The 15,102-nt window shown below is 71.2% G+C and carries 17 protein-coding genes and 1 riboswitch; of the genes, 4 read left to right on the top strand and 13 right to left on the bottom strand.

Translation table 11 applies throughout. The features are described 5' to 3' along the window. Window positions 1-54: 54 nt before the first annotated feature. The 3 genes from ABZT17_RS04155 to ABZT17_RS04145 all read left to right on the top strand — a co-directional run bounded on the left by ABZT17_RS04155 (window position 55) and on the right by ABZT17_RS04145 (window position 2,706). A complete protein-coding gene (locus tag ABZT17_RS04155) occupies window positions 55-1,140 on the top strand; it encodes a M12 family metallopeptidase (RefSeq protein ID WP_356343426.1) in 1,086 nt (361 codons plus the stop codon). 221 nt (window positions 1,141-1,361) lie between these two features. Then, window positions 1,362-2,201, top strand: coding sequence for an AraC family transcriptional regulator (locus ABZT17_RS04150; RefSeq protein ID WP_356343424.1), 840 nt, complete (start codon window positions 1,362-1,364; stop codon window positions 2,199-2,201). Window positions 2,202-2,247: 46 nt separating this feature from the next. After that, entirely contained in the window at window positions 2,248-2,706 is a 459-nt protein-coding gene (locus tag ABZT17_RS04145) for a VOC family protein (RefSeq protein WP_356343421.1), read from the top strand. A 34-nt stretch (window positions 2,707-2,740) separates the two neighbouring features. Here ABZT17_RS04145 and ABZT17_RS04140 read toward each other — a convergent pair whose 3' ends face one another. Further along, a complete protein-coding gene (locus ABZT17_RS04140) occupies window positions 2,741-3,718 on the bottom strand; it encodes a cytochrome c oxidase assembly protein (RefSeq protein WP_356343419.1) in 978 nt (325 codons plus the stop codon). A 210-nt stretch (window positions 3,719-3,928) separates the two neighbouring features. On the opposite strand from ABZT17_RS04140, the gene ABZT17_RS04135 reads away from it, so the two are divergent. Further along, the gene (locus ABZT17_RS04135; protein WP_356343417.1) at window positions 3,929-4,450 is read left to right on the top strand and encodes a hypothetical protein; all 522 of its coding nucleotides are present in this window, start codon (window positions 3,929-3,931) and stop codon (window positions 4,448-4,450) included. A gap of 24 nt (window positions 4,451-4,474) precedes the next feature. Here the strand turns inward: ABZT17_RS04135 and ABZT17_RS04130 are convergent, their stop codons facing one another. From ABZT17_RS04130 to ABZT17_RS04075, 12 genes are all read right to left on the bottom strand, one after another. Then, on the bottom strand, window positions 4,475-5,599 hold the full coding sequence (locus ABZT17_RS04130; RefSeq protein WP_356343414.1) for an MsnO8 family LLM class oxidoreductase: 1,125 nt from the start codon (window positions 5,597-5,599) through the stop codon (window positions 4,475-4,477). Further along, on the bottom strand, window positions 5,592-6,677 hold the full coding sequence (locus ABZT17_RS04125; protein WP_356343412.1) for an LLM class flavin-dependent oxidoreductase: 1,086 nt from the start codon (window positions 6,675-6,677) through the stop codon (window positions 5,592-5,594). Before ABZT17_RS04125 ends, ABZT17_RS04130 begins: the two co-directional genes overlap by 8 nt. Further along, on the bottom strand, window positions 6,674-8,047 hold the full coding sequence (locus ABZT17_RS04120; RefSeq protein WP_356343410.1) for an NtaA/DmoA family FMN-dependent monooxygenase: 1,374 nt from the start codon (window positions 8,045-8,047) through the stop codon (window positions 6,674-6,676). Before ABZT17_RS04120 ends, ABZT17_RS04125 begins: the two co-directional genes overlap by 4 nt. Before the next feature lie 21 nt (window positions 8,048-8,068). Then, a complete protein-coding gene (locus ABZT17_RS04115; RefSeq protein WP_356343408.1) occupies window positions 8,069-9,283 on the bottom strand; it encodes an LLM class flavin-dependent oxidoreductase in 1,215 nt (404 codons plus the stop codon). A 73-nt stretch (window positions 9,284-9,356) separates the two neighbouring features. Beyond that, entirely contained in the window at window positions 9,357-9,443 is an 87-nt protein-coding gene (locus tag ABZT17_RS04110) for a putative leader peptide (RefSeq protein WP_356343737.1), read from the bottom strand. Window positions 9,444-9,493: 50 nt separating this feature from the next. Further along, window positions 9,494-10,255 carry a GNAT family N-acetyltransferase gene (locus ABZT17_RS04105; RefSeq protein WP_356343405.1) on the bottom strand — a complete coding sequence of 254 codons (762 nt, stop codon included), beginning with the start codon at window positions 10,253-10,255 and terminating at the stop codon, window positions 9,494-9,496. An 86-nt stretch (window positions 10,256-10,341) separates the two neighbouring features. Then, window positions 10,342-11,370: an ABC transporter substrate-binding protein gene (locus ABZT17_RS04100; protein WP_356343403.1), complete on the bottom strand. Its 1,029-nt coding sequence runs from the start codon at window positions 11,368-11,370 to the stop codon at window positions 10,342-10,344. Between the two features lie 67 nt (window positions 11,371-11,437). Next, on the bottom strand, window positions 11,438-12,235 hold the full coding sequence (locus tag ABZT17_RS04095) for an amino acid ABC transporter ATP-binding protein (protein WP_356343401.1): 798 nt from the start codon (window positions 12,233-12,235) through the stop codon (window positions 11,438-11,440). Next, a complete protein-coding gene (locus tag ABZT17_RS04090; protein ID WP_356343398.1) occupies window positions 12,232-13,212 on the bottom strand; it encodes an amino acid ABC transporter permease in 981 nt (326 codons plus the stop codon). The genes ABZT17_RS04095 and ABZT17_RS04090 overlap by 4 nt, the downstream gene beginning before the upstream one ends. A 340-nt stretch (window positions 13,213-13,552) precedes the next feature. Further along, window positions 13,553-13,661: riboswitch (SAM riboswitch) on the bottom strand. Window positions 13,662-13,726: 65 nt separating this feature from the next. Beyond that, window positions 13,727-14,590 (bottom strand): glutathione S-transferase C-terminal domain-containing protein, encoded by an 864-nt coding sequence (locus ABZT17_RS04085; RefSeq protein ID WP_356343396.1) that lies wholly within the window; start codon window positions 14,588-14,590, stop codon window positions 13,727-13,729. A gap of 130 nt (window positions 14,591-14,720) precedes the next feature. Then, window positions 14,721-14,834, bottom strand: coding sequence for a putative leader peptide (locus ABZT17_RS04080; RefSeq protein WP_356343394.1), 114 nt, complete (start codon window positions 14,832-14,834; stop codon window positions 14,721-14,723). Window positions 14,835-14,994: 160 nt separating this feature from the next. After that, window positions 14,995-15,099, bottom strand: coding sequence for an AAA family ATPase (locus tag ABZT17_RS04075; protein WP_356343735.1), 105 nt, complete (start codon window positions 15,097-15,099; stop codon window positions 14,995-14,997). Window positions 15,100-15,102: the final 3 nt, after the last annotated feature.

Raw genomic sequence — 15,102 nt, 5'->3', positions numbered from 1 at the left:
CTTGAGTAGCCCCCGACTCAGGCGCCTGTGACCCTGGCCGGGCAGGCTGTGCGCATGACCGGACGCTACTGCAGCCTCGCGCGGCAGCCGGCCCCCGCCTTCGGGCCGGAGCTGACCGCGGAGCGCCGCGGTGCGCTCGTCTCGGGCAACCGGATGTGGGTCAACGGCACGGTGCTGCACTACTACTTCTTCGACGGCGACGCCGACGGCTCGGTCATCCCCGTTCCGGGGACGGGCTCCGTGCGGCGGGTGTCCTGGGGCGGTGGCCAGGAGCAGCGTGACGTGGTGCGCGACTGCTTCCGGGAGTGGCAGGACCTGGGCATCGGGCTGTCCTTCGTCGAGGTCGGCGACCGCTCGGAGGCCGAACTGCGGATCGGCTTCCAGCGGGGCGACGGCTCCTGGTCGGCGGTGGGCCGGGACGCGCTGCGGGCCGGTCAGCACGACCGCACGATGAACTTCGGCTGGGATCTCGCCGCGCCGGCCGACCGTGGGACGGCGCTGCACGAGATCGGGCACGCGCTCGGGATGCTGCACGAGCACCAGAGCCCGTTCGCCGGCCTGGCCTGGGACGACGAGGCGGTCTACGCCGATCTGGCGGGCCCGCCGAACTTCTGGGGCCGGGAGACCACGTACTTCAACATCCTGCGCCGGCTGGACCCGGACGAGGTCAACGGCTCGGTCTGGGACCCGCAGTCGATCATGGAGTATCCGTTCCCGAGCGGGCTGATCCTGGAGCCGGAGCAGTTCCGCGGCGGCCTCCACCCGCCGGGCACGCTCTCCACGGTGGACAAGGAGTTCGTGCTGCGCTGGTATCCGCCGGCCGACCGCTCGCGGCCGCCGGCGCTGGTGCCCTTCCGGTCCGTTCCGCTCGGGCTCGGCCCGGGCGAACAGGCCGACTTCACCGTCGAGCCGCCGGAGACCCGCGAGTACACGGTGGGCACCTTCGGCGCGAGCGACGCCGTGGCCGTGGTCTTCGAGGAGCGGGACGGGGAGCCCCGCTACCTCGCCGGCCGGGACGACGGCGGCACGGACCGGAACACCACCATCCGGGCCCGGCTGGTCAAGGGCCGACGCTACTTCGTCCGAGTCCGTCTGTACTCCGCGTGGGGTCCTGGGGAGACAGCGGTCATGTGCTGGTGACGGCACGGACCGCCCACGCGGTGGCTGGACCCACTGTCCGGCGCCGGGGGAAGGGCGCGGCACATAGCCTTCGGGGGAGGGAGATGTGCCGCGCCCCACTTTTCGGACCCGCGCGAGAGCGTCACCGAGGGCGATCCGCTCCAGCGGTCGTCGGTACGCCCGAGCACCAGCTCGACTGGAAGGAGTGAGCGGCGGGCGGGCTCGCGCAGGACAATGGCCGTATGGGCGCCGAGATCGTGGACGAGGCGGTGCGGGTGGCTCCCGCGGCGCCGTTGCGGGAGCTGGTCGGCTGGTACTCCGGCTATCGGCAGCGCGGGGTTCCGGCCACCCGGCACCGCGGGCTGCCGTCGCCCTGGCTGACGCTGATCCTCACGCTCGACGAACCTCTCAGCATCGCCTCCCACCCCGACCCGGCCGCCGCTCCCGGGGACTTCCCCACCCTGCTGGGCGGCCTGCACACCACCCCCGCGCTCATCGACGTGCCCGGACGGCAGTCCGGCATCCAGGTCGCGCTCAGTCCCCTGGGCGCCCGGGTCCTGCTCGGGCTGCCCGCCGGGGAGCTCGCCGGGATCGACGTCCGTGCCGATGACGTCCTTGGGGCGGGCGTGCGTACGGTCCATGACCGGCTGCGGGAGGCCTCCGGCTGGGGCGGGCGTTTCCGTGCCGTCGACGACTGGCTGCTCGGGCGGCTCTCCCACGGCCGGGAGCTCGCGGCGGTGCCGGTCGCGGAGGCCTGGCGGAGGCTGGTTCGCGCCGACGGACGGCTGCGGGTCGACGAGCTCGCGGCCGACGTCGGCTTCAGCGAGCGGCATCTGCGCAATCTGTTCCGCGCGGAGATCGGCCTCACGCCCAAGGCGGCCGCCCGGGTCATCCGCTTCGACGTGGCGCGACGCCGGCTCGCGGGCCGTATGCCCGGCCTCGCCGCTCTCGCCGCCGACTGCGGGTACGCGGACCAGTCCCACCTCGACCGCGAGTTCGCCGCGCTGGCCTCCTGCACGCCCAGCGCCTGGCTGGCGCAGGAGTTCCGAAACATCCAATCCGGTCACCATCCCCCGGCCTGACCCTGGTGGGGTCGGTAGACGGGTTCCGTGACGGAGGCGCATCCCCATGGCCAGTACGCCAGAGACCATCGAGAACACCGCGGGAGAGAGCACCGGGCAGCCGCCCGCCCCGCAGGTCTGGCCCACCCTGCGTGCCCATGACGCCCGTGGCCTGATCCGTTTCCTCGTCGAGGCGTTCGGCTTCGAGGAGACGGTGGTCTACGGCGACGGCGACCGCGTCGACCACGCCCAGCTCAGCTGGCCCGAGGGCGGTGGCGTCATGCTGGGCTCCGCCCGCGAGGACCAGGACAGCGGTGGCGGCCCGACACCGCCCGGCCACTTCAGCGCGTACGTGGTCACCGCCGACCCGGACGCCGTACACGCCCGTGCCAGGGCCGCCGGCGCGGAGATCACGACCGACCCGCACCTCACCGACTACGGCTCCCGGGACTTCACGGCCCGCGACCCCGAGGGCAACCGGTGGTACTTCGGCACGTATCGCGGCGAACCGCGTCGGGGCCGTTAGAGCCGCCGAAGCCGTTCAAGGCCATCGAGGGCCCTTACGCGCCCGGTCCCTGCTGCCGGATGCGCTGGGCGACCGCGCTGTTCTCGGTCTCCCACCAGGGCCGTACGCGATCGGGCTCCTGGTCCGAGCCTCCCATGGGCGCCGCCGGTACCAGCTCCGCGTCCAGGCGGCGGTCCAGGGCGACCGTCTCCGCGCGTTCCGTGCGGGCCCACTGGACCAGGATCGCCAGCAGGAAGGGCAGCGCCACCAGCTCGGCGATGCCGACCATCGCGCCGCCGCCGACCTGCTGGTCGTGCTGGACGTCCGGCGACCAGGACGGGGCGTGGTGGAGGTACCAGGCGCCGGCGATCAGTGTGCCATGGGTCATGACCACGATGCCCGGTACGGCGTCGACGATCCCGTCGAGGAAGACCAGCGCCGCCCGCACCGGATGCGTGCACCAGGCCGGCAGCGCCTCCTCGCGGGTGAGCACCGGCACCACGAACAGGCAGCCGGCGAGCAGCAGGTGCAGATACATCAGCTGGTGCAGCCAGCCGTCGCGCAGGGCGGTCTCGAAGTACGGCGTGAAGTAGATCGTCAGCTCGGTCGCGAGCACCAGGACCGTACTGACCAGCGGGAACGTGAGCAGCCGTACCAGCCGCCCGGTCATCGCCCGGCGCACCCGCCCCGCGGCGGGCTCGGGCAGGGCGCGCAGGGCCAGACGCAGCGGGTCGCCGAGTGCCAGGCCGAGCGGGGCGACCAGGTCGAGGAGGATGTTCTGCACCGCGGCCGGCCAGAACAGCTCACGGTCGTAGACGGCGAGGGCGGACATGGTGGCCACGACGAGCGCGCCGAGGCCGACCACCGCGAAGACGGCGGTCCGGGCCACGGGCCAGGGCTCGCCCCGGCGCCTGAGCCGCAGTACGCCCCAGCCGTACAGTCCGCCGAGCAGGGCAACGAGCAGCAGCGCGGGCACGTCCGGTTGCCAGGAGGAGAGCAGGCGACCCGGTGTGAGCTCCGGCAGACTCCCCATGACGACCTCTCTCCCCAGCACCCCGGCCTCCCGACCGGACTCGCCGTGGCACTTTACGCCGCTCCCGAGCTGCCCCCGCGCCGCGCCCCCGGCCGCCGCCGGCCGTCACACCGTTCTCATGCCGAACCCTTACCGAGACCGTCGGGACGATCTTCTCCGGCTTCTCCGGCCGGAGATCGGCTACGCTGACCGCCGACATCAGGGGGAGACATGTTCAGGACAAAACGGCTGATGGTGGCCGGATTGGCCGCCGTCCTCATGGCGGGGCTCGGCGCATGTGGTGGAGGTGACAGCGGTTCCGGTGCGGTCACGCACGGCGGTGGCTCCGGGCAGGCCCAGCCGAGCCCGGAGACCGTCTCCGGACTCCGGGACACCGTCCGGCACCTCGACCGGAAGACGGTCATGGACACCCGAGCGCACCTCGTCAGGAAGTGCACGACCGCCACCGAGCGGGTCCGGCACACGTCGAGTTCGGGCTCCGGCACCCACAGGAAGACCCGCGCCTGGTACACCACCGAGCACCACCGGAGCTGCAAGAAGGTCCGGCAGGGCACGGAGAGGTACCGGCGGGTCGTCCGTGCGGAGCGGTGGTGCGTGAGCCTCGACGACGTGAACGGCGCCAAGGCCCGGGACGGCGTCTGGTACCAGGTCTCCCGAGCCGCCTACGACCAGGCCCGGGCGGCGGACGAGCACAGCCGTATCGAGTTCACGCCGAGGGGGTCGGGCTGCTGAGCCTCACCGCCGTCGCCCCACCTCTCACCGCCGTCGCCACTCCTCGGCCAGGAGTTCGTACGACCGCACCCGGTCCGCGTGGTCGTGCGTGATCATCGTGATGAGCAACTCGTCGGCGCCGGTGGCCTCCTGGAGCTGTTCCAGCTGGTCGGCCACCCGGCCGGGCGATCCGACGAACTGGGTGTCGAGGCGGTCCTGGACCAGTTCACGGTCCTCGTCGGTCCACACGTGCGCGCGGGCCTCGTCCGGTGTGGGGAACGGGATGGCCCCCTCGGCGGTGCGGATGCTGCGGACCCAGAGGCCGTAGCCGGTGGCGAGTTCCCGGGCCGTGTCGTCGTCCTCGGCGACCACGACGTCCGCGGAGACGCTGACGTAGGGCTTGTCGAGGGCGTCGGAGGGCTCGAAGAAGGAGCGGTAGCCGTCCACCGCCTCCAGGACGGTGGCCGGGCTGACGTGGTAGTTGGCGGCGAAGCGCAGTCCTCGCGCGCCCGCGACCTCGGCGCTCTGGCCGCCGCTGCTGCCGAGGATCCAGACCTCCACGTCGGCCCCCTCGCCCGGCACGACGTGCGCCTCGGCGCCCTCGGGGGTGCGGTAGGTGCCGGCCAGCAGGGCGAGCAGGTCGTCGATCTGCTCGGCGTAGTCCTGCGACTCGGCGTTCGGGAGCAGGAGCAGCTTGCGTTGCAGGGCGATACGCGGTGAGCCGAGGAGGCGTTCGAAGGAGAAGCGGGGCGGGATGAGAAGGCCGTTCGGGGCGCGGCCGTCGACGACCGGTGTGGTCGCCGGGCCCGTCGCCTTCTCGCCCGGCGGGCGGCCGCCCGAGCGGCCGAGGCCGAGATCGAGGCGGCCCGGGTGCAGCGCGTCGAGCAGGCCGAACTCCTCCACCGTGGACAGGGCGGTGCGGTGGCCCAACTGCACGGCGCCGGAGCCCAGTCGGATGATGGAGGTGGCGGAGGCGGTCAGGGCGAGGACGACGGCCGGGGAGGTGCCGGCCACACCGGGGTTGAGATGGTGTTCCGCGAACCAGTAGCGGGCGTATCCGAGGCGTTCGGCCCGCTGGGCCAGGTCGATGGAGTTGCGCAGCGCGTCGGCGGCCGTCGAGCCGGTCGGGATCGGGACCAGGTCGAGGACGCCGAGGGGGATGTCAGACATGGGCCGGCTCCTGTGTCGTCGACGGGAGCACCGGGGCCCAGTCGAAGGGCGGATCGGGGATGTCCCTGCGCAGCACCGGGGCGACCGCGGACTGGAAGAGCTCCAGCGAGTCACGGTGCTGGGTGTCGGTGAGCCCGCCCGCGTCCGCGTGCACATGGACCACGGTGTGCCCGAACCGCTCGTGGTAGCGGTGCACCTTGTCGATGACCTGCTGCGGACTGCCGATCAGCGCCGAGCTGCGCTCGACGAAGTCCTCCAGGGTCTCGAAGACGACCGGCAGTCCCGCCTTCTCGAAGAAGGCGAGATTGGCCTCGAAGATCGGCCGGTACGCGGCCAGCGCCTCCTGCGAGGTGGGGGCCACGTAGATGCCCGCCGTACCGGCGCCGACGGCGATCCGCGCCGGGTCGTGGCCGTAGTGTTCCCAACGCTCGCGGTAGTGGCGGATCAACTCCGCATAGGGCTCTATGGGGTTGGTGACGTTCGCCGAGAAGAGCGGGTCGCCGTAGCGGGCCGCCAGGTCGACGGACTCCTTGCTGGTCGCGCTGCCGTGCCAGACACGGACCGGCCGCTGGTACGGCCGCGGCCACACCTCCGCGTCCGTCAGCTCGGGGCGGAAGCGGGTCGCCGCGGTGACCTTGTCCTGACGCCAGATTTGCCGGAACACCTCGTAGCTCTCGGCGTTGCGGTCCCACTGGTCCTCGGGCGTGACGTGGAACAGGTCGCGCTGGGCGGAGCCGTTGCCCTTGCCGATGATCAGGTCGAGTCGGCCGTTCGAGAGGTGGTCGAGGGTCGCGTAGTCCTCGTAGGCCCGAACGGGGTCCAGGAGACTGAGCGTCGTCACGGCGGTGAAGAGCCGGATCCGCTTGGTCAGCGCGGCGACGTGGCTCAGTACGACGGTCGGGGAGGAGGAGATGAACGGCCGCTCGTGCCGCTCCCCCACCCCGAAGCCGTCGAAGCCCAGCTCCTCGGCGAGCAGCGCGTTGTCGAGGACCTCGCGGAAGCGGTCGTGCGTCGACTTCCGGACCCCGGTGAGCGGGTCCGGCCGGTGCACGATCAGGGTGATCGCGAGGAACTTCACGATGCCGCCCGCTCGTTCGCGACCTCGTCCGGGTGCGCGAGACCGAGCTGGTGGCGGAGGGTGGGGCCCTCGTACTCCGTGCGGAAGACGCCCTGTTCCTGGAGGAGCGGGACGACCTTGTCGGCGAAGACGTCGAGGCCGCCGGGGGTGATGTGCGGGACGAGGATGAAGCCGTCGCTGGCGTCGGCCTGGACGTACTCGTTGATGGTCCTCGCAACCGTCTCCGGGGAGCCGATGAAGTTCTGGCGGTTGCTGGTCTCGATCACCAGGTCGCGGATGGACCAGTTGTTCGCGGCGGCCAGCTCGCGCCACTCGCGGGCGGTGGCCAGCGGGTCCCGGTACATACGGACCTGGGCGCGGCCCTTGGCGATGTGGTTGTCGCTGACGTCCGGGTCGACGTCGGGCAGCGGGCCTTCGGGGTCGTAGCCGGAGAGGTCCCGGTTCCAGACGAACTCCAGGTGCTTGATGGCGGTGGCCCCGCTGACCTGCTGGCGGCGCACCTCGTGGGCGAGTTCCTCCGCCTCCTGGTCGGTGTCGCCGAGCACGAAGGAGGCGGCGGGCAGGATCAGCAACTCGTCATGACGGCGGCCGTACTTGGCGAGACGGTTCTTGACGTCGGTGTAGAAGGCCCGGCCGCCGTCCAGGGTGGCGTACCGGCTGAAGATGGCGTCGGCGGAGGAGGCGGCGAACTCGCGGCCCTCCTCGGAGTCGCCGGCCTGGAAGATGACGGGACGGCCCTGCGGGGAGCGCGGGACGTTGAACTGGCCGTGGATGTCGAAGTGCTGGCCGGTGTGGACGAAGGAGCCGGCCTTGGCGTCGTTCAGGAAGACGCCGGTCGCCTGGTCGGCGACGATCTCGTCGCCGCGCCAGGAGTCGAAGAGCTCATTGGTCGTGGCCAGGAACTCCTTGGCGCGGGAGTAGCGGTGCTCCTGCGGGAGGAAGCCCCCGCGGCGGAAGTTCTCGCCGGTGAAGGCGTCCCAGGAGGTGACGACGTTCCAGGCGGAGCGGCCGCCGGAGAGGTGGTCGAGGCTGGCGAACTGGCGGGCCACCTCGTAGGGCTCGTTGAAGGTGGAGTTGATGGTGCCGGTCAGACCGAGGTGCTCGGTGACGGCGGCGAGCGCGGCGAGGACCGTGAAGGTGTCGGGTCGGCCGACGACGTCCAAGTCGTATATTTTCCCGCCCTGTTCGCGCAGGCGGAGTCCTTCCGCAAGGAACAGGAAGTCGAACTTGGCGCGTTCGGCGGTCTGCGCGAAGTGCACGAAGGAGCTGAACTCGATGTGGCTGCCGGCCTTCGGGTCGCTCCACACGGTGGTGTTGTTGACGCCCGGGAAGTGCGCGGCCAGATGGATCTGCTTCTGCGGCTTGCTCATGGTGGGTGCGGTCCTTCCGGCTCAGGCGGTGGCGGCGGCGTAGCGGTTGGCGGGGCGGGGCAGGCCCAGCAGGCCGCGCAGGGTGTCGGCCTCGTAGGCGGTGCGGAAGGCGCCCCGGCGCTGGAGCTCGGGGACCAGGCCGCGGGTGATGGCCGGCAGGTCGTGTCCGGCGACGGCGGGCCGCAGCCGGAAGCCGCTCAGTCCCGATTCGGCGAACTCCTGGAGCAGATCGGCGAGTTGGGCGGGCGTACCGGCGAAGACGCGTGCGTCGCTGGTGTACGGCTCCCCCGCGAGGGCGTCGAGGCGGGCGCGGCGGTCCTCGGCGGCGGCCTGGTCCTCGTCGAGGAAGACCACCAGGTCGCCGAAGACGTGCAGGAGTTCGCCGGCGCGTCCGGCCGCCTCCTGTTCGGTCCGGATCTCGGCGACGATCGCGCGGGCGTCGTCGGAGTCCTGCGGGGTGACGTAGCCGACGTCGGTCTGGCGGGCCACCAGGCGGTAGGGGACGGTCTGGTGGGCGAGGGAGGTGACGAGGGGCTGACCCTGGGGCGGGCGCGGGGTGATGGAGGGGCCCTTGACGCTGAAGTGCTTGCCCTCGAAGTCGATGTAGTGCAGCTTGTCGCGGTCGATGAAGCGGCCGGTGGCGACGTCCCGGATCTCGGCGTCGTCCTCCCAGCTGTCCCAGAGCCGGCGGACGGCCTCGACGTAGTCGGCGGCCTCGTCGAAGAGGTCGGTGAGCCGTTCCTGTCCGGCCGGGCTCTGCAGTTCGCGCAGGTCGATCGGCGGGAAGGTGCGGCGGCCGAAGTGGTCGGCCTCATGCGGTCGGGCGGAGATCTGGACCCGCAGACCGGCCCGGCCGGTGCTCACGTAGTCAAGGGTGGCGATCGCCTTGGAGATGTGGAACGGCTCGGTGTGGGTCACGATTGCCGTCGGCACCAGGCCGATGTGCCGGCTGAGGGGCGCGATACGGGACGCGATCAGTACGGCGTCCAGACGGCCGCGCACCTGGTCGGTACGGCCGTCCAACTCGCCGTAGTCCGAGGACTGGAGGCCGAGTCCGTCCTCCAGGGTGACGAAGTCGAGCAGCCCGCGCTCGGCCTCGGCGACCTGGTCGGCCCAGTATCCGGCGGTGAACAGTTCCCGGGGGCGGGCAACCTGCTCGCGCCAGGAGGCGGGGTGCCAGCCGGTGCCGTCGAGGGCCACGGCGAGGTGCAGATGTGAAGAGGGAGTCGAGGACACGAGGGTGCCTTCCTGGAGGTCCGTACGAGATCGCCGGGGCCGCGAGGAGGTGGGCCGGCGGAGGGGAAACGGGTCAGGAGCAACAGAGGGCGCCGGCCACGCGCTGGAGGTCGATGTGGGGCCGGGTGTGGAGGCGGACGGCACGCCGTACACGTGTCATCGGGCCCACCTCCACTCGATACATCACCTTCGACAAGGACAACCGCACGGCTATGCCGTTTCTTCCAGGACGGCCGCTCCGGTGTTCCGGACGAGCGAGAAGACGGTATGGCGGCGCAGAGTGAACCCGATCGACTCGTACAGCCGGATCGCGTCCGCGTTGGTGGCCGCGGCGTGCAGGAAGGGGCGTTCGCCGCGCTCCTTGATGCCGGCGGCGACCGCGCGGACCAGACGGGTGGCCAGGCCCCGGCCGCGGTGGGCGGGGTCGGTGCACACGGCGCTGATCTCCGTCCAGCCCGGCGGGTGCAGTCGCTCACCGGCCAGGGCGATCAGCCGCCCCTCGTGGCGGATGCCGAGGTAGGTGCCCAGTTCGACGGTGCGGGGCAGATAGGGGCCCGGCTCGGTGCGGGCGACCAGGTCGAGGATCTCGGGCACGTCGTCGGGGCCGAGCCGTACGGCCTCGGGGTCGGGCTCGGCACGCAGGGCGGTGTCCACGAGCTGGACGCCGTGCCCTGTGCGCACGATCTCCCAACCCTCGGCCGCCTCGGTCACGCCCCGCACCGCGGCGGTGCCGCCGGGGCCGACGAGTGCGGCGAGGTCGGCCCAGGCGCGCGGGTCGTCCTCGTCGGAGAGGGCGTGGAAAGGGGCCACGTCCTGCTGGTAGCGGACGGCGTGGGCGATGGGGGTCCCCCCGCTCGAGCGAATTCGAGAGTGGGGGAGTTCGGCGAAGCGGGCGTGCGGGCCGGTCAGCGCGGCCCAGGCGGGGTTGTCCAGGAGGTGCGAGGAGGCGGCGTCGAGGGCGATGACGGACATGGTGTGGCGGTCTCCGGTGTGCGGCTCGGGTGTCCGGCGCGGGGACTCCACCGCGGAGCGGCGGCGGAGTCCCCGGGGCGCGGTGGTCAGGAGTTGTCGAGCGGCAGTCCGGGCGGGTTGACCTCGGACTTGGCGACGGCCTCGTTGGAGAGGTTGTACGCCTTGAGCCACTCGGCGTACTGGCCGTTCTTGATCAGGTAGTTGATGGCGTCGGCGAGGGGCTTGGCGAGGCCGCTGTCCTTCTTAGCGGTGGCCGCGATCAGGCCCTGCAGGCTCGCGCCGGCGCCGGAGTAGGTACCCGCGGTACGTGTGGCGTTGGGCGTGTTGGCGACCTGGCGGTTGTGGTAGGCGATACCGGGGTTGGGGCCGAAGTAGGCGTCGATCTTCCCGCTGGACAGGGCCAGGTAGGTGCTGTTGCTGTCCTGGAAGTACTTGACGTTGAGCTTCTTGCCCTCCTTGGCCAGCTTGGCCTTCCACTCCAGGAGGATCTTCTCCTGGTTGGTGCCGGAGCCCACGGAGACCGTCTTGCCGGCGAGGTTCTCGTAGTTGCCGTCGAAGTTCCAGGTGCTCTTCTGCGGCACCGTGAAGGCGAGGTTGTCCTGCCGGTAGGAGGCGAACTCGTACTTCTTCTTGCGCTCCTCGGTGTCGGTGACGTTGGAGAAGGCCACGTCGACCTTGCCGCTGTCGATGCCGACGAAGAGGTTCTCCCAGGTGGAGTTCTTCACCTCGGGCTTGAGGCCGAGGACCGCGGCGACCAGGCGGCCGAAGTCGGGCTCCGCGCCGGTGAGGGTCTTCTGGTCGCTGCCCACGTAGGCCAGCGGCGGGAAGCCGGCCGGCAGGGCGCCGATGCCGATCTCCAGCTTGCCGCTCTTCTTGAAGGCGGCGGGCAGCTCGGCGCTGATGGACTTGACCTCGGAGACCTTGATGGAGGTCTGCTTGGCGGCGCCGTTGGAGACCTGGCCGACGACGACCTCGCCGGTCTTGGCGGCGGAGTCGGTGGAGGTGGCCGCGTCGCTGTTGCCACCGCAGGCGGCGAGCCCGGTGGCCAGGGAGGCGACGGCGGTCGCCGCGGTGATGCCGCGTATCAGGCTGCGTCGGGTGAAGTGGGTAGACATGGCCGTTCCTTGTCGCTGAGTGATGAGAGAGGAGTGGCGTGGGGGGAGGTCGGGGGTGCGGCGGCGGTCAGAGGACCTTGCTGAGGAAGTCCCTGGTGCGCTCGTGCCGCGGTCGTTCGAGGACTTCGGCGGGCGTGCCCTGCTCGACGATCCGTCCGCCGTCGATGAACACGACCCGGTCGGCGATCTCGCGGGCGAAACCGATCTCGTGGGTGACGATGACGAGCGTGGTGCCGGTGGACGCCAGGTCCTTGATGACGGCGAGGACTTCGCCGACGAGCTCGGGGTCGAGCGCGGAGGTGGGCTCGTCGAAGAGGATGACACCCGGGCGCAGGGCGAGGGCACGGGCGATGGCGACGCGCTGCTGCTGACCGCCGGAGAGCTGGCGCGGGTAGGCGCCGGCCTTGTCGGCGAGGCCGACCCGGTCGAGGAGTTCGCGGGCGAGGTCCTGGGCCTCGGCCCTGCCGAGGCGGCCGGTGGCGACGGGGGCCGCGGCCACGTTGTCCAGGACGGTCAGATGCGGAAAGAGGTTGAAGTTCTGGAAGACGAAGCCGATCCGGCCACGCTGGGTGAGGATGGCCCGCTCGCTGAGTTCCTTCAGCCGCTCGCCGTGGCGCTTCACGCCGATCAGCTCGCCGTTGATGCTGACGTGGCCGATCTCGGGCTTCTCCAGGTGGTTGATGACCCGCAGCAGGGTCGACTTGCCGGACCCGGAGGGGCCGAGGATCACGGTGACCTCGCCGGGGCGGACGGTCAGGTCGACGCCGTCCAGTACCCGGTGGGTGCCGTACCACTTGTGCACGTCGTGCACCTCGACCGTGGCGGCCTCGACGTCCGCCAGGGCGTTGAGCGTGTCGGCGGTCATACGGCGGCCTCCCGGCGGATGCGGGCCCGCAGGTCGGTGAGACCCGTGCGGAGCTTCTGCAGCGGTGTCGGCGGCAGGCTGCGGGTGGCACCGCGGGCGTAGTGCCGCTCGACGTAGAACTGGATGACGGAGACGACGCTGGTCAGGATCAGGTACCAGACGGTGACGACCAGCAGCAGCGGCACGATGTCGCCGGGGTAGGTGGAGCCCATGGTCTGCGCGGAGCCGAACAGGTCGAGCAGGGAGACGTAGAAGACCAGTGAGGTGCCCTTGATCAGGCCGATGAGCTGGTTGACGTAGTTGGGGATGATCGAGCGCAGCGCCTGCGGGAAGACGATTCTCCGGAACTGGTAGCCCTTCGGCAGGCCGAGCGCCGCGGCCGCCTCGTGCTGGCCCTGGTCGACGGAGAGGATGCCGCCGCGTACCACCTCGGCCGCGTAGGCGGCCTCGTTGAGGCTGAGGCCGATGACGGCCACGACCATGTCGGTGGCGAGTCTCGACTCGTCGAAGGAGAAGAAGGCCGGCCCGAAGGGGATGCCGACGCTCAACGTCTTGTACAGGGCACTGAAGTTGTAGAGGAAGATCAGCACCACGATGAGCGGGATCGAGCGCAGCGCCCAGACGTAGGTCCAGCTGACCGCGCGCAGCACCGGGCTCCTCGACAGCCGGGCCAGGGCGAGCAGTACACCGCCGAGGAGTCCCAACACGGCGCTGTAGGCGGTGACTTGGAGGGTGATCAGCAGGCCGTCGAGGATGGTGGGGCGCAGGAACCAGTAACCCCAGCGGTCCCACTGGTAGAAGGGGTTGGTCACCAGCCCGTGCACGAACTGGGCCAGGAGGACCACGACCACGGCGGTGGCGATCCACCGGCCGGGACGGCGCAGCGGCAGAACTCGCTGTGCCGCCAGGGGTGTTGACGGGGCGTCGGCGGGCGGTGCCTCGGCGAGGGACACAGCGGTGCCAGGGGGTTCACTCATGGTGGGCTCCGGCGGAGTCGGACGTCCCGGAGACCACGTCGGACGCACGCTGCTACGGCTGGTTCAGCGCACGGGTTCGCGGGGGCACCGGGGGCGGGGAGGGCGACGGCACACCGCTCGGGCGGTGTCGGTCAGGGGGTGCGGGGCTGAGGGGAGGTGTCAGCCCCGACAGCGGGCACGGCCCGGTGCGGTACACAGTGCGCTGTTCACGCGGAGAAGGTCGACGCTGCGATCGGCGACGAGCAGGTTCATGTGCCACCGTACGCAGCCCTGAGGGCGGCGTACGGCCGTCCTGGGGGCTGCGTACATGGCGTCACCGTCACTCTTCCGGCCCTTGTGGGCCTCGCGCTTACCGAAACGTCGTCGGTCCGGTCGTCACCTGGGGCACCCCACCGCGGCGCGAGGGTTGCCGGTCAGCAAGCCAGGGCTTGTCGCTGACACTCATGACCGTTCTGAGTGGCAATTAAGACAACTGCCCGAACGGATGTCAACGCCGGTCCACCAGGTGGAACGGCTAACAGGCGGCGTGGGCCGCCCAGTCCAGGATCTGGACGGCGGCTCCGGCGGCCTCCAGCCCCTGGCAGCGGGCGTGGTGGCGGCGGGCGATGCCGTCGAGGTCGAGGTGGGCACCGAAGGCCGGGTGGGCGGCCAGACGCCGGGCGTAGGCCCACAGGGTGGGATGGCCGGCGATGCGCTGCACGGCGGAGGCGTCCAGGTGGTTGCGGTGCACGGTGTCGAGCTGGACCAGCGCGGTCCACAACTCGACGTCCGCGGCGGTGAGTTCGTCGCGGATCATGTACGTGCGCCCGTCGAGCCAGCGTTCGAGGGCACCGAGGGTTTCCAGCAGTGTGTCCAGTGCTGTGTGACATACCACTGGCTCCCCGCCGACCGATCCGGCCCGCTGCGCCGCCTGTTCGATGCCCTCCGCGCACATCCGCTCGACCGCCTCGATCTCCGACTCCGCGCCGCACGGGTAGAGCGAGAGGCGGTCGCCGCCGAACCGGCGGGCGAGGTCGCGCATGATGTCCGGGGCGTGGGTGCTGACGATCCGTCCGGACCAGTCGTCGCTGAGCACCGGCGCCTTGGCCGGGCCGGTGTAGCGGTGCGCGCTCGCCTCGTACAGCGGACGCAGGGCCGAGTGGCCGCCCTCGGGACAGTCGGGGACGGCGGACAGGAAGGTCGCCGGACACACCGTGTCCAGCCCGAGCAGGCTGTGCACGACGGCGATGCGCAGACCGTCGGGACACGCGGTCGACAGATGGAGCCGGTAACGGCCCGGAACGGCGTAGTGGCCACTGCGCGCGTCCCGGCCGATACGCCCCCGGAAGGCGGGCGTGGGCCTGTTGGACGCGTGGGCGGCCAGCGGTGTGACGGTCATGACTCTCCCCGGGAGCGGGCGCGGACGTACACGCGGCGGAAGCGACGTCGGGCGAGGGAGCAGGGCTCACCCGGTGCGCGCCGGACGGGTGAACGTCACGGGGACGCCGTCGGCGCGGGATGGGCGCGGCTCAGCCCTGGAACCGGATCGCGCTGCAGACGCGCTGCAGGTCGATATGACGGCGGGAGGTGAGAAGGAGAGGCGAACGGCCCGCTCGTACGGTGACCGGTTCAAGGCGCCTCATGCTTTTCCCTACCTGTTCACTAGGATTCCCCAACTGGAGTGTCGATCGAGGTCGGGGCGGCGTCAAGAGGGCCGTCCCGCATCGCGGACAGCCCGGTGGACGGCCACTCCCCCCATGGGTCACACGTGTCACTTCCGTCACATGCGATGCCCCCTCCCGGTCAGCGGGCCTCCGGACAGGACAGGGGTGCCTCGGAGCCGATGTTGGACGTCATGATGATCACGGTGTTGCGGAAGTCGACGGTGCGGCCCTGGGAGTCGGTGATGCG

The organism is Streptomyces sp. NPDC005648, assembly GCF_040605395.1.
Lineage (GTDB): Bacteria > Actinomycetota > Actinomycetes > Streptomycetales > Streptomycetaceae > Streptomyces.
The sequence above is the reverse complement of the archived record's forward strand: the minus strand, read 5'-3'. Positions and strand labels throughout refer to the sequence as shown.

What these genes read in the sequence shown, in the direction of transcription:
- ABZT17_RS04150 (WP_356343424.1), top strand. Translation starts at nt 1,362, where the DNA reads ATGGGCGCCGAGATCGTGGACGAGGCGGTGCGGGTGGCTCCCGCGGCG.
- ABZT17_RS04080 (WP_356343394.1), bottom strand. Translation starts at nt 14,834, where the DNA reads ATGAGGCGCCTTGAACCGGTCACCGTACGAGCGGGCCGTTCGCCTCTC.
- ABZT17_RS04145 (WP_356343421.1), top strand. Translation starts at nt 2,248, where the DNA reads ATGGCCAGTACGCCAGAGACCATCGAGAACACCGCGGGAGAGAGCACC.
- ABZT17_RS04140 (WP_356343419.1), bottom strand. Translation starts at nt 3,718, where the DNA reads ATGGGGAGTCTGCCGGAGCTCACACCGGGTCGCCTGCTCTCCTCCTGG.
- ABZT17_RS04085 (WP_356343396.1), bottom strand. Translation starts at nt 14,590, where the DNA reads ATGACCGTCACACCGCTGGCCGCCCACGCGTCCAACAGGCCCACGCCC.
- ABZT17_RS04100 (WP_356343403.1), bottom strand. Translation starts at nt 11,370, where the DNA reads ATGTCTACCCACTTCACCCGACGCAGCCTGATACGCGGCATCACCGCG.
- ABZT17_RS04090 (WP_356343398.1), bottom strand. Translation starts at nt 13,212, where the DNA reads ATGAGTGAACCCCCTGGCACCGCTGTGTCCCTCGCCGAGGCACCGCCC.
- ABZT17_RS04120 (WP_356343410.1), bottom strand. Translation starts at nt 8,047, where the DNA reads ATGAGCAAGCCGCAGAAGCAGATCCATCTGGCCGCGCACTTCCCGGGC.
- ABZT17_RS04155 (WP_356343426.1), top strand. Translation starts at nt 55, where the DNA reads ATGACCGGACGCTACTGCAGCCTCGCGCGGCAGCCGGCCCCCGCCTTC.
- ABZT17_RS04135 (WP_356343417.1), top strand. Translation starts at nt 3,929, where the DNA reads ATGTTCAGGACAAAACGGCTGATGGTGGCCGGATTGGCCGCCGTCCTC.
- ABZT17_RS04110 (WP_356343737.1), bottom strand. Translation starts at nt 9,443, where the DNA reads ATGACACGTGTACGGCGTGCCGTCCGCCTCCACACCCGGCCCCACATC.
- ABZT17_RS04130 (WP_356343414.1), bottom strand. Translation starts at nt 5,599, where the DNA reads ATGTCTGACATCCCCCTCGGCGTCCTCGACCTGGTCCCGATCCCGACC.
- ABZT17_RS04105 (WP_356343405.1), bottom strand. Translation starts at nt 10,255, where the DNA reads ATGTCCGTCATCGCCCTCGACGCCGCCTCCTCGCACCTCCTGGACAAC.
- ABZT17_RS04095 (WP_356343401.1), bottom strand. Translation starts at nt 12,235, where the DNA reads ATGACCGCCGACACGCTCAACGCCCTGGCGGACGTCGAGGCCGCCACG.